Source organism: Micromonospora sp. DSM 45708 (genome assembly GCF_039566955.1).
Lineage (GTDB): Bacteria > Actinomycetota > Actinomycetes > Mycobacteriales > Micromonosporaceae > Micromonospora.
In genome coordinates this window covers 1,987,941-2,009,987 of the sequence record NZ_CP154796.1, presented here as the reverse complement: position 1 = coordinate 2,009,987, position 22,047 = coordinate 1,987,941, and the positions used below count along the sequence as shown (strand labels likewise).

The 22,047-nt window shown below is 72.5% G+C and carries 15 protein-coding genes; 3 read left to right on the top strand and 12 right to left on the bottom strand.

Features of this window, described 5'->3' with window-relative positions; translation table 11 throughout:
* Nucleotides 1–139: 139 nt before the first annotated feature.
* From VKK44_RS09130 to VKK44_RS09110, 5 genes are all read right to left on the bottom strand, one after another.
* Nucleotides 140–1,897 (bottom strand): hypothetical protein, encoded by a 1,758-nt coding sequence (locus VKK44_RS09130; RefSeq protein ID WP_343446419.1) that lies wholly within the window; start codon nt 1,895–1,897, stop codon nt 140–142.
* A 170-nt stretch (nt 1,898–2,067) separates the two neighbouring features.
* Nucleotides 2,068–3,963 carry a CocE/NonD family hydrolase gene (locus VKK44_RS09125; RefSeq protein ID WP_343446417.1) on the bottom strand — a complete coding sequence of 632 codons (1,896 nt, stop codon included), beginning with the start codon at nt 3,961–3,963 and terminating at the stop codon, nt 2,068–2,070.
* Between the two features lie 139 nt (nt 3,964–4,102).
* Entirely contained in the window at nt 4,103–5,014 is a 912-nt protein-coding gene (locus tag VKK44_RS09120) for a sulfotransferase family protein (RefSeq protein WP_343446416.1), read from the bottom strand.
* 3 nt (nt 5,015–5,017) lie between these two features.
* Nucleotides 5,018–6,076, bottom strand: coding sequence for a sulfotransferase family protein (locus VKK44_RS09115; RefSeq protein ID WP_343446415.1), 1,059 nt, complete (start codon nt 6,074–6,076; stop codon nt 5,018–5,020).
* Nucleotides 6,073–7,317, bottom strand: coding sequence for a glycosyltransferase (locus tag VKK44_RS09110; RefSeq protein WP_343446414.1), 1,245 nt, complete (start codon nt 7,315–7,317; stop codon nt 6,073–6,075). The genes VKK44_RS09115 and VKK44_RS09110 overlap by 4 nt, the downstream gene beginning before the upstream one ends.
* Before the next feature lie 240 nt (nt 7,318–7,557).
* Here VKK44_RS09110 and VKK44_RS09105 point away from each other — a divergent pair, with 240 nt between their 5' ends.
* Genes VKK44_RS09105 through VKK44_RS09095 form a run of 3 tightly spaced genes read left to right on the top strand, consistent with a single transcriptional unit; the run spans nt 7,558 to nt 10,752 of the window.
* A complete protein-coding gene (locus tag VKK44_RS09105) occupies nt 7,558–8,493 on the top strand; it encodes a hypothetical protein (RefSeq protein WP_343446413.1) in 936 nt (311 codons plus the stop codon).
* Nucleotides 8,486–9,286: a sulfotransferase family protein gene (locus VKK44_RS09100; RefSeq protein ID WP_343446412.1), complete on the top strand. Its 801-nt coding sequence runs from the start codon at nt 8,486–8,488 to the stop codon at nt 9,284–9,286. The genes VKK44_RS09105 and VKK44_RS09100 overlap by 8 nt, the downstream gene beginning before the upstream one ends.
* Nucleotides 9,283–10,752: a hypothetical protein gene (locus VKK44_RS09095; protein ID WP_343446411.1), complete on the top strand. Its 1,470-nt coding sequence runs from the start codon at nt 9,283–9,285 to the stop codon at nt 10,750–10,752. The genes VKK44_RS09100 and VKK44_RS09095 overlap by 4 nt, the downstream gene beginning before the upstream one ends.
* Nucleotides 10,753–10,810: 58 nt before the next feature.
* Here the strand turns inward: VKK44_RS09095 and VKK44_RS09090 are convergent, their stop codons facing one another.
* The 7 genes from VKK44_RS09090 to VKK44_RS09060 form a co-directional block, all read right to left on the bottom strand.
* Nucleotides 10,811–11,656: a sulfotransferase family protein gene (locus VKK44_RS09090; RefSeq protein ID WP_343446410.1), complete on the bottom strand. Its 846-nt coding sequence runs from the start codon at nt 11,654–11,656 to the stop codon at nt 10,811–10,813.
* Nucleotides 11,653–13,200 carry a flippase gene (locus VKK44_RS09085; RefSeq protein ID WP_343446409.1) on the bottom strand — a complete coding sequence of 516 codons (1,548 nt, stop codon included), beginning with the start codon at nt 13,198–13,200 and terminating at the stop codon, nt 11,653–11,655. Before VKK44_RS09085 ends, VKK44_RS09090 begins: the two co-directional genes overlap by 4 nt.
* A 6-nt stretch (nt 13,201–13,206) precedes the next feature.
* The gene (locus VKK44_RS09080) at nt 13,207–14,265 is read right to left on the bottom strand and encodes a Wzz/FepE/Etk N-terminal domain-containing protein (protein WP_343446407.1); all 1,059 of its coding nucleotides are present in this window, start codon (nt 14,263–14,265) and stop codon (nt 13,207–13,209) included.
* Nucleotides 14,266–14,291: 26 nt separating this feature from the next.
* Nucleotides 14,292–15,791 carry an O-antigen ligase family protein gene (locus tag VKK44_RS09075; RefSeq protein WP_343446406.1) on the bottom strand — a complete coding sequence of 500 codons (1,500 nt, stop codon included), beginning with the start codon at nt 15,789–15,791 and terminating at the stop codon, nt 14,292–14,294.
* A 65-nt stretch (nt 15,792–15,856) separates the two neighbouring features.
* The gene (locus tag VKK44_RS09070; protein WP_343446405.1) at nt 15,857–17,149 is read right to left on the bottom strand and encodes a glycosyltransferase family 4 protein; all 1,293 of its coding nucleotides are present in this window, start codon (nt 17,147–17,149) and stop codon (nt 15,857–15,859) included.
* Between the two features lie 222 nt (nt 17,150–17,371).
* A complete protein-coding gene (locus VKK44_RS09065) occupies nt 17,372–20,590 on the bottom strand; it encodes a ThuA domain-containing protein (protein WP_343446404.1) in 3,219 nt (1,072 codons plus the stop codon).
* Nucleotides 20,591–20,949: 359 nt separating this feature from the next.
* Complete coding sequence (locus VKK44_RS09060; RefSeq protein WP_343446403.1) at nt 20,950–22,041, bottom strand: sugar phosphate isomerase/epimerase family protein; 1,092 nt, start codon at nt 22,039–22,041, stop codon at nt 20,950–20,952.
* Between the last annotated feature and the right edge of the window lie 6 nt (nt 22,042–22,047).

Here is a 22,047-nt window from a genome sequence, read left to right as displayed (position 1 = left end):
TGCCGCTCGTGACCCGCCTCGCCGCCACGAGGTCAACACCAGCCGCTCAGGCGCGGGAGCGTCGACACTGCGTGGCGGCCTCGTGGTGGGCTGTTGGTAGCACCCTGTGTACACGTGCCCGGTGGTGCCGTTCCAGGAGTCAGATGAGACCGAGGAGCCTCGCCAGGTCGTGGGCCTTGTTGCCGCCCAGTTCGAGACGCTTGATGTCGAGCTGGAACACGTCGGTGACGACGGCGTGCAGCAGCTTGACGAACTGCTGGTAGTCGGGCTGCTGGAACACGGCCGGGTTCACCAGGTCGGCGGGCACGTGGTACGGCCGTACGATCTGCGGCGCGGCGCCCTCGAACTGTCCGATCTTGTCTTTGACCGAAACCTTCTTGGTCGTCTCGCCGTCCCCGCCGGTGGTCGGGCCTCCGGTCGTCGCGGCCTGGGTCAGGGCCGGGTGGCCCACCCCGAACTCGAAGCTGTACACGGTCGCCGAGCGCCCGTCGCCGAGCTGGCCGGTGGCCTTGTCCGCGCTGAAGTCGATCTGTGTGCCGTTGGCCAGCGTCATCGTGAACGTGTCCCGGTTCGACACGACCGTCAACGCCGGGACGATGTCCTCCTGCTTCAGGCGGTTGATCACGGGCTTCACGTGGTCCAGCGCGTGCAGCATCGTACGGCCCACCGCGTTGTCGGCCGAGTCGTCCGTGAGGAACCGCCGCAGCAGCGCCTGACCGGCCGTGGTCGTCAGCGCGGTGGTCTTCAACTGGCACTGCGCCGCCAGGCGCAGCCGTCGGCCCTCGCCGTCCTGGTGCGTCTTGCCCTTGAGCGCGAAGAGGTACGTGCCCCCGGCGTCGCTGCTGCGGTGCCGTCGGCGCAGCACGATCCGGTTGGCCAGCAGATCGTACGGGTTGGGCAGGTCGAAGTAGGTGTCCTCGTACACCTTCTGCTCGCCGGTCATCTTGAGGATGCCCAGCCGCTTCTGCATCTCGCCGTCGTCGTGCAGCTTGTTCATGGCGACGATGACCTGGTCGAGGTCGCTCTCGCGGGCGAGCCTGTACTCCGCCTCGCACTCCAGGGTGGTCATCATCTCCTTGCCGCCCTGGAGGATCTCCTGGAAGGTGTTGAACACCGGGCGGCTGGTGTTGAGCTTCTCGCTCATGTTCCAGGACGTGTTGCGCCGGTTCTCGGTGCCGGCCAGTTCCAGCAGGGTGTACGGGACCAGCCGCAGCTTGCCGGAGCCCCCCTTCTGATCCAGCCCGCCGCTCTCGTGGCGTACCCCGTTGACCTGGACCTGCTGCTGGTCGGCCACGCCGAGCCACTGCGCACGCAGGCCCAGCTCACGGTACCGCTGGATGATCGTCTGAGCGGTCACTGGGCCGCTCGGATTGATCTTGAGAATCGTGGCCAACTGCGGCAGCGTGTACTCGACCCGGATCTCCCAGTGGTTGTAGTCCCACGTCGGCTCGATCACCACCACCAAAAGCTGCCGCTCGCCCGGCTTCTTCGTGTCCGCGGTCGGCGTCTCCAGGTAGATCGGGATCAGGTCGTGGGGCTGAGCCATGTACCGCGGGTTGCCCGTCACGCTGAAGTGCAGCTTCAGGCCCTCGTTCGACAGCAACGCCGGCGACTCGATCTCCAGGTGTGCGGTGCTTTCCCACTTGCGGTACGACTTCTCGATCGCGATCGCCGGGCCTTGCTGACCGAAAGCCTCCTGCTGCCCCCGCGCCCAGGTGTCGACCATGAACAGTGGCGTCTTGTACACCTGCCGTTCCAACGCCGAGACCAGGTCATCGCCGCAGACCCGGTTCTCGCTGTCGGTCGGCCGGGTCGGTTCCTCCTTCGGCCGCGGCAGGGCCTTGATCGTCACCGTCTGGTCGTAGCGCAACTGGGCAGCCGTACGCTCTGCCTGCATGGCCCACACCTCTCCTGCCGGCCCCGCCGTGACTTCCACCGCGGGTATCCGACCAGAGCGTAGGTGAGCTACCGAACACTTCCTGTCACCATTGCGACCCGAGCGGGAAGGGGGCGGGCCGGATGGCCGACGGCGCAGCGGTGCTGCGGCGGCGGCCACCCGGGAACCGGTCAGAGACCGGCCGCGTGGGCGGCGGTGGTGCCGCCGACCACCGGAAGAACGATCTTGCTGCTCTTCAGGGCGACCGTGATGTTCGCGGCGGTGGTGTCCGCCTGGCTGGAGTACTGCGGGTAGCTGGCCACGATGATCACGCCGATCCGGTGGCCCGACTTGAAGACGTAGTCCTCCGGCAGCAGCGGGAAGGTGAAGTTGTACGACTCCCCCACCACCAGCGGCACGGCGACGCGGATGGACTGCCGGTTCTGGGCGTCCATGATGCCCTTGGTGACCAGCTCGTAGTCGGCCGTGGCGACCCGCTTGGCGGTCTGCTTGTAGCAGCCGTCGTCGGTCGGGCTGTTCAGCCCCCAGCAGTCCTCGGTGGCCAGGGTGATGATGCCCTCACCGGAGGCCCGGTGCGCCACCCGCTCGTCGGTGCCGTAGTCGACCAGGATCGCCCCGAAGTTGGTGTCGGTCTGGTCGGCCGAGGCCCGCAGCTGCACCGTCGGCGTGCCCGAGATGTGCAGGGGCGCGGTCAGCGGCGCGGACAGGAACGCCAGCCGGTTCGGCTGCACCGTGTCCGGGTTGAGGATCATGGTGTTCTGGCTCTGGGTACGGCTGTCCTGGAACGCGCCGGTCGCCGGCTTGGCGGTCGGCACCAGCTTCAGGCCGCCGGCCCCGGTGGTGCCGGGTTGCAGGAACACCTCGGTGTCGGCCTTGCCGGGGATCGGCCAGTCGGCGTGGGTCTCCCACACGTCCGCGGCCCGCTCCAGGTCGACCCGGGGCTCGTCCATGATCCCGTTGGCCACCCCGTGCAGCCAGAAGTCGAACCACCGGTGCAGGGTGGACACCCAGACCGCGCGCCGCGAGTCGAACGGGTCGACGTGCCCCTCCTGGGAGAGCCACAGCTTGCGCGGGATGTTGTTCTCCGCCAGGGCGTACCAGAACTTGCTGAAGTGGTCCGGGCGGACGTTGTCGTCGTTGAGACCGTGGTAGAGCAGCACGCTGGCGGTCATGTTGGGAACCTTCTTGACGTAGCTGCGCTCGTTCCAGAAGGCGGTGTAGTCGCCGTGCTCGTCGCCGTCGGCGGCGCCGATCGCGTCGCGCACCGGCTTGCAGTACTCCCGACGCTCCGGGTTGGTGACCGTGTTGGCCAGCGACGACACGTAGCTGTTGCCCCGGGTGACCACCCCGTTGCTGCGCACGTAGTCGTAGTACTCGGTGGGACCGCTGATCGGCACCACCGTGGTCAGGCCCTTGACGCCGGTCACCGCCGTCGCCATGGCCAAGGAGCCGTCGTACGACTTGCCGATCATGCCCGACTTGCCGTTGTGCCAGTCGGCGGTGACCACCTGGCCGGCCGCGTTGCGCGCGGTGGCCCGGCCGTTGAGCCAGTTGATCGCCTGCTTGGCGCTGAGATTGTCCTGGTTGGCGTTGGTAGTGGGGCAGCCGGTGGAGTTGTTGGTGCCCACCATGTCCAGCAGAATCACCGCGTAGCCGCGCGGCACGAAGTAGTTGTCGTAGAACAGCGGCCACTTGTCCAGCAGGCCGTCGCCGTCCAGGTCGGCCTTGCACTCGGACTCGTTGCCCCGGCAGACCGTCGAGTAGTAGGGGCTGGCATCCATGATGACCGGCACCTTGAGCCCGTTCGCGGTGGCCGCCGGTCGCATCAGGTCGAACGCGATGATGTCGCGCAGACCGTCGTTGTCGCTGTCGAAGGTGGAGTCGATGAACAGGCGTTCCCGGATGGCGTCGGCGTAGCCGAACACCGGCTGGGTGACGCCGTCCTGGACCACGATCGCCGGTTCGTCCGACGCCGCCACCGCCCGTGGCGCCGCGCCCAGGGCGGCAAGCAGCACCGCGGACAGTACGGTCGCCCCGGCGCGAAGGGGCGTTCCCATTGCAGCCATGCAGTCTCCTTGAATGTCCCGAGACCCGGCACGCTATGGGCCGACCGACCGGCACCACCACCTGCACCTGTAGGAACTTTGCCCACACCGCTCCGACGACGCCGACGCGCCGGCGTCCGACGACGGTGCGCCACGCCGGTCAGTCCCGGTAGCCCCACTGCCGCAGCGGCTTGTCCAGCACCCGTTCCACGGCGGCGAGCTGCGCGACGCCCAACTCCTCGTGGTAGGCGGCCCGCCGACCGGCGTGGAACCGGTACCGTCCGAAGCCCTTCTCGAACGCCGGCGACCAGTCCAGGTCGAGGAAGTCGAGCATCCGGGCCACCTCGCCGCGCGGGTCGGCGAGCAGGTCCTCGTAGCGCACGTCGAGCCACTGCGCCGCGGGGTGCGCCGCGCGGGCCTCGGCGAACCGGTCCATCAGCATCTTCCAGCCCAGCGCGGCGAGCACCGGAAACGACCTGTCGTACTCCTCCCACTCCCGGCGCAGGTCGGTCGGCAGCGGGCCGAGGAACCAGTTGTCCGGCCCCCGCCAGCCGTCCCACCAGCCCATCTGGAGCCAGGAGTTGGTCACCGCCCGGCCGTCGCGGATCACGTTGACCACCCGCAGCTCCGGGTAGCCGGCCCGCAGGAACCCGGTCCTCGGCCAACCGGTCACGTGGTGCAGCAGCAGCCGGCATCCCTGCCGGGCGATCCGGGCGTCGAAGAAGGCGCGCAGCCGCCGCCGCAGGTACGGGGTGAGATCCTCGGCGGTCAGGTCCCGGCACGGGCGGGAGAACCCGGCAAGCACGTGCCGGTCCAGCAGGCGGTACGCCTCCGACGGGGCGACCCGCAGCCGGCCCTTCTCCAGCAGCCGGCGGCTGTGCCGCAGCGAGGTCATCCCCGCCGGACGGGGCACGGAGCGCCGGTACAGCGGGCCGTTGAGCCGGCCGGCCAGGTTGAGCCGGGACAGCTTGTCGTCGACGCCGGAGACGAACCCGACGCCGGGATGCCGGGACAACAACTCCTGCACCAGGGTCGACCCGCACCGCCCGGTGCCGACCACCACCGCCAACATCGCTCAGCCCTCCTCGTGCCGGGCCGGCCCCGATCGCCCGACGCCCACCGACCACCCACCGGCCGCAGCCGGCCCACCCTGCGCGAACCGCCCGTCCCCCGTCGACCGTTCGGCCCCCGCCGGGCCCGGGCCGCCGCGCCGCCACCGGTAGCCGAACCGGCGCAGCCCCGCCGCGGTCAGCGCGGTGACCAGCGCGTACGACCAGCGGGACAGGTCGCGGCGCCACTGCGCGTCGACGGTGATCGGCACCGGGCCGGTCCGGTGCCGGGACGGGTTGCCGGCCACCGAGTGCGTCGGCCTCAGCCGGACCGTCGCCGGGCCGGTGAACGGGCCGCCAGCGGGGTCGACCCCCGCGAAGACGGCGATCCGGCGCAGCGTCCCCTCCGGATCGGCGGTCAGGTCCTCGTAGCGCACCCGCAGGTAGCCCCCCGGGGCGCGGTCACCCCACAGCCGGACGGTCACGGTGTTCCACACCAGCCAGAGCAGGGCCGCCTTCCATACCGGCGGCCGGCTCATCAGCTCCGGATCGGTGTCGCCGTCCAGCCCCCGGCGACGACGCCAGGAGAAGGCGGTGGCCCGGGGGTCACGGACCAGGTGCAGCACCCGCAGGTCGATGCTGGGCAGCGCGGCGACCAGCGCGCCGTACGGGGGCAGCTTCGACGAGTCGACCACCACCCGGGCCCCGGCGTGCCGGGCCACGGCCGCGTACAGGTCGGCCAGCGCCGCGTCGTCGGGGTGCGCGGGCACCGGCCGGACCCCCCGCCGGTGGCGACGCAGCAGCGCCGGCAGCCCGCGCATCCGCAGCCGGCCCCGCAGTCCGGCGGCGATCGTCGGGGCGGCCCGCTCCACCGGCAGCTCCCGGAGAACCGCACGCCACAGCGGGCAGTCCCGCAGCGGCCGGCCGCAGCCGCACGGCCGGTTCTCCACCGCGCCGCGCTGCCACAGGTAGCGCAGCTCCCCGGCGGCGAAGACCCCCGGGTACTGCCCGAGGACGGTGGTGACCAGCGTGCTGCCGCTGCGTCCGCTGCCGGCCAGGTAGAGCACCCGCACCGGCGGATTCACGCCGGCTCCCGCACGGTCCGCGCGGCGGTCGCGTAGACCTCCCGCAACCGGGTCAGGTGCGCCTGCGGGGAGAAGTCCCGCTCCACCCGCGCCCGGCCGGCCCGCCCCATCCGGTACGCCCGCTGCGGGTCGGCCAGCAGCCGGGCCAGCCCGGCGGCCAGCGCGACCGGATCGTCGGGGGGCACCACCTCGCCGTCCACCCCGGCGGTGACCAGCTCGGGCAGCCCACCCAGGTCGGAGGCGACCACCGGCACCCCGCAGCCGTACGCCTCCAGCACCGCCATCGGCTGGTTCTCGTTCCACCGGGACGGCACCGCCACCACCGTGGCCGAGCGGACCAGCTCGTGCAGCCGGGCCTTGTCCAGCCGGCCGTGGAACCGGACCCGGCCGGGGGCCCGCCGCCGGGCCAGCTCGGTCAGCCCGTCGCGGGCCGGGCCGTCCCCGGCGACCTCCAGCACGACGTCGTCGGGCAGGCGGGTGAGCGCCTCGATGAGCACGTCGACGCCCTTCTCCGGGGCCAGCCGGCCGGCGAAGACCACCGGCCCGCCGGGAGCCGCCTTCACCGCCGTCGCGGCGACGTCGACGAAGTGCGACACCACGTGCATCCGGTCGGGGAAGACACCGGCCCGGCGCATCACGTCGGCCAGGAACCGGCTGGGGCTGACGAACGCCTGCACCGGCCCGTACGCCCGGGTCGTGCGGTGCAGCCAGGACTCGACGGCCAGCAGCGAGCTGGCCCCGAACGAACCGTCCTTGCAGCGGCGACGGGCCGCGCGCAACGGACCGCCCGTCACGCAGGCGTCGCAGACCGCCCCCCGGTCGAGCATCTGATAGCTGGGGCAGGCCAGCTTGTAGTCGTGCAGGGTCATCACCGCCGGCACCCGGGCGGCCCGCACCGCGGCCAGCACCGACGGGGAGAGCTGGTGGTAGATGTTGTGCAGGTGGACCACGTCGGGCCGGAACTCGTCGAGCACCCGGGCCAGGCCACGCCGGCTGGCCGGCGACCAGATCATCCGGGCCGCCACCGCCGCCCGGGGGCCCGCGCCGCGTGGCGCCGGGTCCAGCTCCACCCGGGGCGGGAAGTGCCGGGCGTACGGGGTGGGGGCGTCGTTGTCCGGGTGGGTCATGCCGAAGAAGCTCACCTCGTCGCCGTCGCTCCGTTGCAGCTCGGCGACGTCGAGCAGGTAGCCCTCGGCGCCGCCGCGCCGGTAGAGGAACTTGTTGACATGGAGGACACGCATCGGCCTGCTCCGGGGGTGGCTGCTGCGGTTCGTCGGGGTCCAGGGGTGGGATGGTCGCCCCGGACAGCAGCGGTGGCCAGGGGCCCCACCGTATGCACCACCCACCTCGTGAGTCCAGCTCATGATCCCAGGCTGACCGCATGGCCTATCGCCGGCTGACCACACGGCCACGTGGTCAGCCGTGATGATCTGCCGGTACCGTGTGCCCCACTGCGCCTGACGTGCCCGAGGAGGACCCCGGTGCCCCACCCCGACGAGCCCTCGGCGCTGGCGTACACCGCCCGACGGGTCCGCCGGCACCTGCGCTGGGCGCGCGCCGAGGGCGTCCGGCGGCTGATCGAGGAGGACCGGCTCGACCCGGTCGACCGGACCCGCATCGCGCTGGCGAAGTGGCGCTGGCGGCGGACCCATCCCCGGCCGCCCGGCCGGGCCGTCCCGGTCTATCTGGTGGGCCTGCAACGCTCCGGCACCAACATGCTGACCCGGGGGCTGGATGCCGACCCGTCGGTGGAGGTCCGCAACGAGAACGACAGGGCCGTGTTCCACCGCTTCCGGTTACGCCCCGACCCGGTGCTCGGCGCCGTCATCCGGCGCAGCCGGCACCGGTACGTGCTGGTCAAGCCGCTGTGCGACACGCACCGGGTGGACGAGCTGCTCGACCTGGCCGGGGTCGCGCCGGGGCGTGCGCTGTGGGCGTACCGGGACGTCGACGACCGGGCCCGCTCCGAGGTGGCGAAGTTCGGCGACGCCAACCTGCGGGCGCTGCGGGCGATCGCCGACGGCACGATCGGGGACCGCTGGCAGGGGCAGCGCCTGGACGCGCCGATGCGGGACCTGGTCGCCGGCTTCGACTACGACCGGATGACCCCGCACACCGCCGCCGCCCTGTTCTGGTACGTGCGCAATTCGTTGTACTTCTCCCTCGGGCTGGCCGACCGCCCGGACACCCTGCTCTGCTCGTACGACCTGCTGGTCGCCGACCCGGCGGGGTCCACCCGGCGGCTGTGCGCCTTCCTCGACCTGCCGTACGACCCGGTGCTGCACGCGCACGTCGGCGCGCGCACCCCGGCGCGGCCCCGACTGGAGATCGACGCCCGGGTCAGGGCGCTCTGCACCACGCTGGCCGAGCGGCTGGACACCACGGCCGGCCGGCCGGAGGCGGTGGACCGTGGCTGAACCGCACACCCCGGCGGCGCGGGCGGCAGCGGCCCGGGGGCCGATCTTCCTGGTCGGCTGCCAGCGGTCCGGCACCACGATGCTGCGGCTGGTGCTGGACTCGCACTCCCGGGTCAGTTGCGGCCCGGAGACCCGGTTCCTGGCCGACATGCAACGCATCGTCGGGCGGGACTGGGAACGGCTGGCCCGCTTCGGGTTCCCCCGGGAGTACTGGCTGGGCCACATCGCCGACTTCTTCGGCGGCGTCCAGGCCGACTACGCCCGGTCCCGGGGAAAGACCCGCTGGGCCGACAAGACACCGCTCTACGCGCTCTCCATCGACTTCCTGGCCGAGGTCTTTCCCGACGCGCAGTTCGTGCACGTCGTACGGGACGGCCGGGACGTGGTGGTGTCGCACCGCAAGCGGTTCGGCTACTGGTCGGCGGTGAAGTGCGTGGTGAAGTGGCCGCGCTACATCCGCATCGCCCGCGCCTCCGGGGCCCGGCTGCCGGCCGACCGCTACCACGAACTGCGCTACGAGGAGACGGTCACCGACCCGGAGAAGGCCATGCGGGGCCTGTTCGAGTTCCTCGGCGAACCCTGGGAGGCGGGCGTGCTCGACTACGACGGCAAACAGCACGACGTGGCGGGCAAGTACACCGCCGAGGCGGATCGTCGACGGGCCGCCGCCGGCACCGACGCCCCGATCTACGGCTCCCGGGTCGGCACCTACCGCCGGGAACTGGACCCCTTCCTGCGGGTGCTGGTCCGGATCTTCTCCGGTGCCACCCTGCGCGAACTGGGCTATCGGTGAGCCACCGGACCGGGCGGCGGGTGCTGGCCGCCGGGGTGCTGCTGGCCGCCCTGGTCGCCGGGGCGGCCTGTTCGGACGGTCCCGCCCCCCGCCCGGCCCCGTCGGCGGCCACCCCGTCGGCCGGTGCCACCGGCGCGCCACCGGCCGGCGCGACGGCCCGTAACCCGTTCGGCGCGCACTGGGACTGGTCCCGCTACGACCAGTTCGTGCCCTACCTGGAGAAGCTCTCCGGCTCGGCGACCTACCACGAGCTGAGCTGGTGCGACATCGAGAAGACCCAGGGCAGCCCGGACTTCTCGGCGGTGGACCAGCTCGCCGAGCGCAGCCGGCAGCTCGGCATCACCCTGCACCTGAAGATCCGTACCGGGGTCTGCTGGGCCACCGGCGGGACGGCGAGGTTCACCCGGGGCCAGGCCGACAAGACCGAGTCGGCGATGCCCCGGGACCTCGCCGCCTACCAGACGTTCGTCCGCGCCCTGGTGCAGCGGTACGCCCCGTACGGCGTCCGCGAGTACGCCATCGAGAACGAGGTCAACGCGCAGCAGTACTGGGCCGGCAGCCCCGAGGACTACCGCCGGCTGGTCACCGCCGCCGCCGAGGCGATCCGGTCGGCCGACCCGCGGGCCAAGGTGGTCGACTCGGGCATGAGCAGCGTGGCGTACGGGATGGGGGTGGCCGACCGGCTGTTGCGCGCTGGGCAGCCGGACCAGGCCGTCGCCGCCTACCAGGCGTACTTCCAGCGGCGGATCGGCACCCGGGGGCGGCTGATCCCGCCGGTCGCCGACCCGGCGGCGTTGCGCGCGGCGCTGGACAACGCGCAGAACTCCCGCAACCTGGCCTACCTGGCGGTCACCGAGAAGCTGCTCGACGACCGGGTGGTCGACGTCCGGCAACTGCACTTCTACGAGCACTTCTCCGGGGTGCCGGCGCTGCTGGACTACCTGCGCGCGGAGACCCCCACCGGGGTGCCGGTGCAGGCGTGGGAGGTCGGCCAGTTCTGGAAGGACGGCGCGGACGACGCCGCGGCCCGCGGCGACGAGATGGTCAAGGTGGTCAGTCAGCTGGTCGCCGGGGGCATCCACGAGGTGCTCTGGCTGCCGCTGGCGTACAACCCCGACAACCGGGCCGGCGCGGAGGTCCGCTACGGCCTGCTCGACCCGGACGGCACCCAGCGGCAGGCCGGCGCGATGATGGCCGCCCTGGCGGCGGCGGCCCGGGACGCGACCGCCGAACCGGTCGACGGCAAGGGGCTGACCGGGGTGGCGTTCCGCCGGGGTGCGGAGAGCACCCTGGTGGTCTGGTCGACCACCGGGGGCACGATGTCGCTGCCGGCCACCGCGGGAGTGACCGGCGGCCCGGTCGGTGCCGACCCGGCCGCCCGCACCGGCGCGCTGCCGATCGGGCCGAGCCCGGTGCTGCTGCACGCGAAGGGCGACCCGGCCAGCGTCCTCGCCCTGATCCGCTGACCGGCACGCCGCGGCCCCGCTTCGGTGGCGGGTGCGGTGGCGGTGACGCGGTGGCCGGTCACCAGGTACGGGGCCAGCCGAGCAGGGCGGCGAGGCGGGCGTTGTGCGGGGCGAACGCGGCGGACAGCTCGGCCCGCAACTCGGCGGCGAGCGGGGACGGGCCGGTGTCCGCCCGGCGGGTGTGCCGGGCGAACTCCGCCGGGGTGTACGGGGCCAGCCCGAGGAACCGCAGCACGCCCGCGTAGGTGGTCGCCGGGTGGGCGTACAGGTCCTCGCTGCGGATCACGTGCAGCCGTTCGGGGGGCAGGTGGGCGTACCAGCGGTCGAGCTGCTCCGCGTAGCGGCCCCGGGCGGCGTAGGAGAAGTTGCGCAGCGCGTGGTGGGCCGCCGGGGTGTCCGGCCCGTCGGCCAGCGCCGCGGCCAGCCGCCCCGACTCGGCGGCGAGCGCCTCGGCGAAGCCCAACGGCTCCACCCCGTACGAGCGGGTGTGCAGGTAGTGCGAGTAGGCCCGCTCCACCGGGTCGCGCAGCAGCGCCACGAATCGGGCCTCGGGCAGCGTCGCCGCCACCCGGGCCGGCACAGCGGGGTGGAACAGGTAGTAGGGGCTGGCCTCGAAGCTGCGCCGGCCCGGGGTGGCCGGTGGGAAGTGCGCCCGGTACCAGCGCGGCCCACGCCGGTAGTGCAGGCTGAAGAACTGGAGTTCCTTGCCGGTGGCGGCCCGCACGTCGGGGTGCGCGGCGAGGTAGTGGTACAGCGAGGTGGTGCCGCACCGTTGCCCGCCGATGATCAGGAAGTCGGGCAGCGCGCCGACCGGGCCGGGCAGCGCCGCCCGCCCCCAGGCGCGGGTGCCGCGTACCATCCGGCGCAGTCGGTCCACGGTGGCCCGCCGCGGCCCCGCGCTCACCGCGACACCGCCCGACCGGCCTCGTCGACGGCCGGGGCGGGATCGGTGTCCCGGCGACGCCGGCGGGCCAGGGTACGCAGCACCATCAGATCCTCCCGGCTGAGCCCCAGCGCCAGCACGGTCGCCAGGTAGACGCCCACGATCGTGGCCAGCCCGGCGACCGGCCGCCCCGGCCAGCCCGGCACCAGCCAGCGCACCAGCAGCCCGGCGAGCAGCGCGGCGCCTCCGGCGGCGAGCCCCTTGGCCATCCCGACGGTGAACGGCAGCGCGCCGGTCAGATGGCGAACCTGCACCAGCCGGGCGATGTTGACCACGATCAGCGAGGCGCTCCACGCCGCCGCCGCGCCGACGATCCCGTACGCGGGGATGAGCCACAGGTTGAGCAGCACGTTGAGCACCAGGGCGACCAGGTTGTCGGCCATGTTGAGGGCCACCCGGCCGGACATGTTCAGCACCGTGCCACACGGGCCGGTCGCCGCGTTGACGAGCTGGCCGAGGGCGAGGATCACGGTCACCGCCGCGCCGGTGGCGACCCCGCCGCCGAAGACGCGCAGCAGGTCGCCGGGGAGGACCAGCAGCGCCACGAACGCCGGCAGCGACAGCCGGACCACCCAGCCGGTGGCCACCGCGTAGACCCGGCGGACGTCGTCGAGGTCCCCCCGGTGGTGGAGGTGCGCCAGGTACGGCCCGAACGCGGCGTTGACCGGCGCGAGGACGAAGATGGCGACGGTGACCAGCCGGGTGGCGACGTTGTAGACGCCGATGTCCGGGTTGGCGAAGAAGCCGAGCAGCAGGGTGTCGACCCAGATCAGCCCGGTCGACGACAGCGACGACACCCAGCTGACCGTGGAGAAGCGGAACAGCTCCCCCGGCCGGTGCACCGGGCGGGCCGGCGGCACCCGGCGCACCATCCGCCCCAGCGCCAGGAGGGCGAGCAGGGCGGCCGACCAGCCGGCCACCACCAGCGCCCAGAAGGCCCCGGTCAGCCCCACCCCGGTGACCAGGGCGAGCGCGGTGAGCAGCAGTCGGGTGCCCGGCTCGTAGAGCTGGCCGACGAAGGTGAACGGCCGCTGGGTACGCCAGCCCCGGGTCGCCGCGAGGGCCGCCTCGCAGACCGTCGAGGCGGGCAGGGTGAGCGCGACCAGCCGCAGGCCGGTGACCAGCCCCGGATCGTGCAGCCGGTCGGCGAGCCAGGGTGCGCCCACCGCCAGCGCCCCGGCGAGGACGACCGACGAGCCGGCCGAGACGGCCAGTCCCAACCGGATGGTGCCGCGCAGCGCCGGGGCGTCCGCGTCGGCCAGGTGAACCGCCACGAACCGGGTGAGGCCGGCCCGGAACCCGGACAGTGACAGCAGCCCGGCCAGCGCCAGCACCGCGTAGCACTGGGCGTACCGGCCGACCTCCCGGATGCCCAGCACCCGCGCCAGCAGCAGCATGATCAGGAAGACCGCCGCCTGGCTGAGCAGCGCGCCGAGCAGGTTGAGCCCGCCGCCCCGGGCCATCCCCCGGACGTGCTGGTCGCCCCGCGCGGAGGCGTGCGACACCGCCACCTACCGGCGTCGGTGCTGCTCGGGCACGGTCGTGGTGACGACCGGCAGCACCACCGTCTCGTCGCCATCGCGCCGCCCACCGGTCGGGGCCGGAGCCGCCCGACCGGCGGCCGACGGCTGGCCGGCCCGGCGGCTGCGCGACAGCCACTCCAGCGACGCGACCAGGAGCACGGCCAGCAGCAGGCCGACGCCGGCCACCGGGAGCACCAGCGCGACAAGCGCCTTGGCCCGGGACACCGGCTGCACCTCGCCGACGCTGGTCACCTTCTCCGGGTCGGCGGCCTGGGACTGGGCGCGGGCCTGTTGCAGCCCCTGCCGGGCCGAGGCCAGCGCGCTGGTGGCGCTGTCCCGTTGCGCGAGCAGCGCCTGGTAGTCGGGCAGCTTCGGGCCGAGCCCGTCGAGCCGCTTCTGCCCGGCGCTGATCGACTCGGCGGCGGCGTTGGCCCCCCGGGTGTTGCCGACCGCCTGCATCTGCAACTGCTGCTGCCGCAGGCTGGCGATCTCCTGGAGGGTCGACTGGTAGAGCTTGTCCGGCTGGCTGACCTTGTTGGCCTTCTCCCAGTCGTTGATCGCCCGGGTGGCGGTGGTCAGCTCGTCGGTGGCCGCCTTCACCTCGTCGGTGGCGATGCTGACCTGGCTGGCGAAGAGGAAGGCCAGGGCCCGCTTGCCGGTCGCGACGAGCACCGGGGCGACCGTGGACCGGTCGGCGGCGGTGTAGGTGACGGTGAGCTGGCTGCTCGCGCCGACCTGCTCGACCACCAGCCCGTCGCGCAGCGTGTCGGCGGGCACCCCGGTGTCGGCCGCCACCTGGTCGACCACCTGCGGGGAGGTCACCGCCGCGGCGAAGGCCGCCGCGAACTGGTTGGCCGCCTGGGTGCCGGTGTACTGCTGGGCCGCACTGCCGCCGACCAGGGCGGGCGCGGCGACGTACGAGGTGGCCGCGTACTGCTGCGGGCCGAGCAGGACGACCAGCGCGGCCGCCACCCCGGCCACCAGCGGAATGCCCACCAGCAGCCAGAGTCGACGCCGCGCGAACCGCAGATAGTCGACGATCTCCACCCTGCCGCTCCCCACTGCTCGTTGCTTCATCGGTTGTGCCACCCGGTACCGACCGGTCGGGGCGGCGCCACCCGGGTCGGCCCGGCCGGTAGCCCCCGGGCGACCGCGCCGGCTGCCGCGGCGAACGCCGCGAAATACCACAGGGTGACCACGTTCGAGATCACGTTGGACGCCGCGCTGACCGCGACGAAGGCGACCGCGCAGCCCAGGAACCCGATCGCGATACCCCGGCCGAGGCTCCCCGGTGGGGCCCGGCGCAGCGCGTTCAGCCCGGTGTGCAGACACAGCGCCATCATCGCCAGGTACGCCAGCAGCCCGGCCAGCCCGGTCTCCACGTACGCGCGCAGGAAGTCGTTGTGCGGCTTCTTCGCCTCGTCGGCCTCGAACTTGGTCATGTTGGGGCCGATCCCGGTGACCGGGTTGCGGTTGGCCAGCGACACGATCTCCGACCAGTAGCCGACCCGCCAGGCGAGGGTGTTGCCGGTCGGGCCGCCGCCCACGGCGGTGCTGTCGGCGAGCTGCCCGAAGCGGTGCGCCACGCTCGGGAGCAGGGCGACCCCGGCCACCGCGACCAGGCAGAGCGCCACCAGCATCCGCCGGCTGCGGTGCAGCACCGCCACCACCAGCAGGCCCAGCCCCGCGCCGAGGATCGCGCTGCGGGTGTTGGTGAGCAGCAGGAACAGCAGCGACGCGGCGAGCAACGCGCCGAGGCCGAGTCGTAGCCGGCGGCTCAGGTAGCGGTGGATGCCGAACCCGAAGATCACCATGAACATCAGGTAGCGGCCGAAGGTGGTGGACTGGCTGAACGGCCCGCTGATCCGGGTGAAGTCCCCCTTGACCTCGGCCGGTGGGTGGCCGAGCAGGGACAGCACGACGGTGTAGCCGACCGCCAGCGCCAGCGAGGCGTACGCGGCGAGCAGCACCCGGCGGACCGCCGGCAGGTCCGGCATCAGTTGCTCCAGGACCACGAACATCACCACCACGGTGCCGATCCGCAGCGCCTCCAGGACGCTGGGCACCGGCTGGGCGGCCCCCGCCGCGCTGATCAGAGAGGTGGCCCCGACCAGCAGCATCGCCACGCCGAGCGGCGAGCCGCGCAGCCGGCCCCGCTGGCGCAGCTGGGCGGCGAGCCAGAGGCCGGCGGCAAGCAGGAACAGCACCGCGAGGATCGTCGACGGGTCCATCGCCCGGGTCGCCGCCGCGCCGTCGGCACGGCCGGCCGTCGGGCCGCTGAGCTTGAACAGGTCGACGCAGGAGCGGACCGCCAGCATCAGCAGCACGTACGCCGCGAACCGGGTCAGTGCGAGCACGCCGACGACCAGCCCGGCGAGGACCACCAGGGGCAGCACCACGCCGACCCGGCCACCACCGGTGGCGGCCATCCCGACGGCGACCGCCATCACGGCGCAGAGCAGGGCCGCGCCGGCGGTCAGCAGGCGGGCGGTCGGATCACCGGCGGCCCACCGTCGCTGCCCGCCCTCGGGCAGGGTGGGGTCACCCTCCGTGCCGTGTCGCTGTCCGTCCACCGCTCGCCGACCACTCGTTTTCCAGGGAACTGTTGCCGGTCGCCGCCGACGGCCGGAAGAACGGCCTAATCTAACGGTCGCCGAGGTCGAGGGACATGGGCCGTTGCGCCGACCGCGGGCGACCCAACGTCCGGTGCCCCCCGGCGGGGGGCGCGCAGAGCCAGCGAAAAGTAGAGTTCCTCCAGCTCGCGGGCGGCAGCGTCCCAGTTGTACCCGGCGAGTACCCGGTCCCGCAGCAGCGCGGCGCCGGCCCGTTCGGCAGGCAGGTCGGCGATCACCGTGTCCAGCGCCCGGCGCAGGTCGTCGACGTCGCCGTCGCGGAACAGCCGCTGCCCCGGGCCGTCGCGGTCGAGCACCTCGCGGTGGGGTTCGATATCGCTGGCCACCACCGGCAGGCCGTACGAGGCGGCCTCCAGCACGGTCAGCGGCAGCCCCTCCAGGCGGGACGGCTGCACGAAGGCCGCCGCGTGCGAATACAGCTCGGCCAGCCGGTCGCCGTAGACGAAGTCGGTGAACACGATGCGCGGGTCGTCACCGGCGGCGGCACGGAGCTGGGCGACGTAGCTGTCGGTGAAGGCCGAACCGCCGACGATGGCCAGCCGCAGGTCGGTCGGCATCTGACGGAACGCCCGCACGAGCAGGTCGGCGGCCTTCTCCGGGACGAGCCGGCCGACCAGCAGCAGGTAGTTGCCGGGGCGCAGGCCGAACCGGGACAGTTCCCGGGGCGGCAGATGGGTGGGGGCGGCCACCCCGTTGGGGATGTAGCGGGCGGGCCGGCCGAACCGGCTGGCGTAGTGCGCGGCCAGCCCCCGCGAGACGGTCACCCGGGCGTCGGGCAGGTGCCCGCTGAGCCGGTACGCGGTGCCGAGCACGGCCCGCGCCGCCCGGCCCCACTTGTCGCGCTGGTTGTCCAGCCCGTGCACGGTGAGCACCACCCGGGCCCGGGAGGCGTACCGGGCCAGCGGCGCGGTCAGCACCGGGCCGAGGCCGTGGTAGTGCACGATGTCGGGGCGCTCGGTCAGCGCCGCCAGGGTGGAGGTGGCCGAGTGCACGATGGCGTCGAGGTGCTTGCTGGGCACGGTGCGGGCCCGCCGTAACCGGATGCCCCGGTGCCGGGTCTCCTCGACCGCGCCGTAGCTGTCCCGGCAGTAGACGGTCACCTCGTGGCCGAGGCCGGCCAGCCTGCTGGCCATCTCCTCGACGTGCCGTTCGATCCCCCCGTAGGTGGCCGGCACGCCCTTCTGGCCGATCATCGCCACCCGCAGGGGACGCCAGCCCGGCGGGGAGGTCGCGCTCGGCCCGGGGCAGTCGGGGCGGAGCTGCTCCCCCCGGTCGGTGGCATCGTTACGGAACGGCACGGTCCTCCCTCGTTCTCGCAGCGTGCCGGGGCGGTGGCGTGGCCCCCGGCGCACGGGACGCTAGATCATCGGCGATCGGCCGGCCACTGGCTGGTCAGCCAGACCTTGCCGGCCATCGACGCCACCGGCCGGGTCGGGCACCTGCGGGTGCCGGTGGCCGCCCGGTGCCGGTACACGCCGGGAGGACGGAGTCTCCGTCCTCCCGGCGCCCGGGTGGTGACGTCAGGAGCTCGGGCCGCCGAACTCCACCCAGTTGAGGTTGAACAGGCTGGTCGTGGCGCCGCCGGAGACGGGCTTGAAGACCAGGTAGAGCGCGTGCGTGCCGGCCGCCTGGCTGACCGGGAAGGTCTGGCTGGCCCAGGCGCTGGTGCCGGTGGTCGCGTTGAGCGTCGCGCTGGTCACCAGCTCACCGGTCGGCGAGTCGAGCCGCAGCTCGACGATGCCGCGCGGGGTTCCGGCGGTGGCCGTGGAGCCACCGGCGTACCGGAAGGTGATCTTGTCGATCCCGCCCAGGTTGATCGGGTCGAGCGCGATGTGGTCGCCGCTGTCGATGCCGGCCACGTGCTGGCCGCCACCGGCGTCGGTGGTGTTCGCCAGGGTGACGCCCTGCTGCACCTGGGCGAACTCGGCCTGCTGCCGGAAGGTCTGCAGGACCACCTGGTCGAGGGAGGACAGCGCCGGCTGGCCGTTGGCGCCCTTGTCGGTGTACGTGGCGCTGATCGCGCCGTACAGGTAGCCACCGGCGTGGTCGGCGCCGTCGGCCGGGGTCTCGAAGGAGCCGGAGCAGCCGTTGGCGTCACTCATGCCGTGGCCGTGGGTGTCGTGGCCCAGCACGAACGAGACCGTGACCCGGCCGCAGTCGATCGGGCCGTCCTCGGGGTCGGTCACGGTGACCGTCCACGGCACGGTGTCACCCCAGTTGAAGAAGGTGCCGGACAGCGGCGAGGTGACCGTCACGGTGGGCGCGGTGTTGCCCACCGTGATCTCGCGGGTGAGCACCGCCGTCTTGCCGCTGGAGTCGGTGACCGTCAGCTTGGCGGTGAAGACCCCGTTGGTGGTGTAGGTGTGCGACGCGTCCCGCTGGGTCGAGTCGGTGGTGCCGTTGCCGTCGAAGTCCCAGGCGTAGGTGATGGTCTCACCCGGGTCCGCGTCGTAGGAGCCCTCGGCGGAGAACTGCACGGTCAGCGGTGCCTGGCCGGAGGTCGGGCTGGCCGACAGCTTGGCCACCGGCGCCCGGGTGCCCTTGGCGTAGCGGATCACCGACAGCGCGGCGTCCGGATTGGCCCGGAAGAAGCCGTCGCCGTACTCCAGCAGATAGAGGTTGCCGTCCGGGCCGAACTCCATGTCCATCGGGTTGTCGAAGACGAAGCCCGGCAGGAACTGCTCCACCCCGACCAGCTTGCCGCTGCCGTTGGTGCGCATCATGAAGATCTTGTCCCGGGTGAACTCCCCGAAGACCACCGCGTCGTGGTAGTACTCCGGGAACTTGGTCTCGGAGGCCAGCGTGGCGTCGTACTTGTAGACCGGGCCGCCCATCGGGCCGACGCCACCGGTGCCGAGCACCGGCCACCTGAACTCACAGGTGCCGGGCGGGGTGTTCAGGTACGCCTCGGCGCAGGTGGTGGTGGCCCGGAAGGTGTAGTTGAGCTGCGGGTCCTGCACCGGCGGGAGGACCCGACGGCCGGTGTTGCGCGGCGAGTCGTTCACCGGCGCGGCGCAGTTGAACGCGCCCTTGGACTGCTTGGTCACGAAGTCGTAGTCGATGTACGGCAGCGTCGGCGAGTAGCAGTACGGCCAGCCGAAGTTGCCGGCCTTGTTGGTGGCGATCCACCGACCGGTGCCCTCCGGCCCCCGGGCCGGGTTCGGCACCTGCGAGTCCGGCGAGTAGTCGCCGATGTAGACGAAGCCACGGGAGTCCACGTCGAAACGGAACGGGTTGCGCAGACCCATCAGGAAGATCTCCGGGCGGGTCTGGTCGTCGCGGTCCTCGGACTCGGGGAAGAGGTTGCCGGCCGGGATGCTGTACGACCCGTCCGCCTTCACCTTGATCCGCAGCACCTTGCCCCGCAGGTCGTTGGTGTTGCCGGCGGAACGCTGGGCGTCGTAGCCCGGCCCCTGGGTCGGCGACTCGTTGATCGGCGTGAAGCCGTCCGAGCCGCCGGCGTTGGTGTCGTCACCGGTGACCAGGTAGAGCAGCCCCTTGCCGTCGAACTTGACCTCACCGGCGACGTGGCAGCAGATACCCCGGTCGGTGTCGACCCTCATGATCTTCTGCTCGCTGGCCAGGTCCAGGTGCGGGGTCGGCTCCTCCACGAACTTGAACCGGGAGAGCTGGTTGTAGCCCTTGTAGACGTCCCACGCGGTCGGGTCGTTGCTGGTCGTCGGCGCGTCCGTGGTGGGGGTGTCCAGCTTCGGCGCGTAGTAGGCGTAGACCCACTTGTCGGTGGCGAAGTCCGGCCCGATGGTGACCGACTGGAGCCCGTCCTCGTCATGCTGGTAGACGGGGACGGTGGTGATCACCGGGCTGGCGCCGGTCCTCGGGTCGTACAGCCGGATCTCACCGGCCCGGGTGTTGTGCAGCACCCGGCCGTCGGGCAGCACCGACAGGGTCATCGGCTCGCCCGGTTCGTCGTTGAGGATGACCTTCTCGTAGTTGGCCTTGACCGTCGCCCCGCAGTCCCCCTCGACCATGCCGGCCGACCACTGGATCGCGCCGAGCAGGTGCTTCCGGAACACGCCGTTGGCGTACGTGTCGGCGGAGTCGCCGAGCCCGGTGTAGAACGACCGGCCGCCCTGGAAGTCCTTGCACCAGGAGATCGGGTGGTCGTAGCCCATGGTGCCGCCGGTGAACGTCTTCTCGTCCACCGTGGCCAGCACGTGCGCGGCGCCCCGGACGTTGGTGGTGAAGTTGTACCACTGGTCGTTCAGGCTGATCTGCCGGGCGAGCGGCTTGCTCGCCGGGTGCGCCCGGTCGGCCACGTCGATGCTCGCCGGCCCGCTCGACGCGGTGCCGGCGGCGGTGGTGCCGACGATGTCGCGGTAGAACGTCCACGACGGTTCGGCCTCGACCGCGGCGTGCACGCCGAGGTAGCCGCCGCCGTTGCGGATGTAGCGCTCGAAGGCCGCCTCCTGGCCGCTGTCGAGCACGTCACCGGTGGTGTTGAGGAAGACGACCGCGCCGTAGCTGGCCAGGTTGTCGTCGGAGAACGCGGTCGAGTTCTGGGTGACGTCGACGGTGAAGCCGTTGCCGCTGCCCAGGGTGCGGATCGCGTTGACGCCCTTGTCGATCGACGGGTGTCGCTCACCGTCGGTCTTGGTGAACACCAGGACGCTGGTCTTGTCGTGGGCCGGATGGGCCAATGCCGGGGCGGTCGCGGCGAGCGGGACGACGATCCCGACCCCTGCGATCGCGGCGAGCCATCGGTGTACCGATCTTGCCATCTGGTTCCTCCGGTGGGGGGACGATGTGCTACCTGCTCCGGGCGGGTGCCGGGGCCACCCGGGTGGTACGTGCTGCGTCGCGCTCTCCGGTGGGGACGGGACAACGCCGTCCCGGCCCCGTGCGGTTCGCCGACCGGGGAGCTGCGTACGGCCCGGGCCCGTGCCGGGGGCGCGCGGCAGCGCGGTCCGGGGTCACGGGCCGGAAGAGGTGACGGGCTACGGGGGCGCTGCGCCCGGTCGCCGTCCGGGGCCGCCGGGCGGCGCGGACGGTCGGGGCGGGGCCCGGGAGGTGACGGTCGCGTCGGGGGACGCGACCGCCACCCGGGGTGTCGCCGGCGGTGGTGCGACCGCCGGTCGGGTCAGTTCTTGTTGTAGATGGTCAGGTCGGCCATGTTGGCGTAGCTGAGCCGGGCGAAGTCCAGCGACTGGCCCGGGTTGGCGGCGCCGCCGGGAGCGGTGTCCATCTCCCAGTTGGCGTGGTGGAAGTCGGACTCGCCAATGGTCTGGAAGAACTGCTGGAAGTTGATGTCGCCCTCACCGAGCGGGATCATCTCGTAGCCGTTGGCCAGCGCGGTGTTGCGGTTGCCGTCCTTGGCGTGGAACAGCGGGAACCGATTGGTGCGCCGGGCCACGTTCAGGATCGGGTCGAACAGCGAGGTCTTCTGCTGGCCGGCCGAGTTGGTGTACTGGGTGTGCTTGTGCCGGGCCACGTACGCCCAGTAGATGTCGCACTCGAAGTAGACGTACTTCGGGTCGGTCTTGGCGAAGAAGTACTCCAGCCGGCGCACGCCGGAGGAGCGGGTCGGCCGGCCGTTGGCGTCCAGCGGGCCGCTGTCGAGCAGGAACGAGTAGGCCACGTCGTGGTTGTGGGTGTAGAGGCGCATCTTGCGCTCCCTGGCCTGCCGGCCGAGCTCGTTCCACAGGTCGGCCGCGGCGTCCCAGTCGGACTGGTAGGCGCTGTTGGTCGGGTCGCTGCCGGTGCCGATGTTCTTCATGCCGAGTTCCTCGGCGATGTCCAGTTGCTGCTGGAAGGTGGCCGCGTTGATCGACGTGTGGGTGCCGTTGGCGACCAGCCCGTTGTCGTCCAGGATCTTGCGGATCTCGGTCGGGGTGATCTGCCGGCCCAGGATCGAGGTGTGCTGGTTGTAGCCGGCGAACTCGATCTCCTTGTAGCCCATCTCGGCCAGGCTGGCGAGCACCCGCTCGAAGCCGTAGGGCACGCCGCTGTCGTCCGGGGCGGCGGAGATCCGGTCCCGGACGCTGTAGAGGATGATGCCCCGGTTCTGCGCCGGGATGAGCGGGTCGACCCGCCACTTGCCGTCCGCGCGGGCGGGACCGTTGGTCTGGAGCACCGGCAGGCCGGCCGCGCCGAGCACGGCGGCGGCGCCGGCCGACGCGGCCAGCAGCCGACGGCGGGTGAGCTGGGAGCGGTACTGGGGGTCGGAGGCCATACGGCG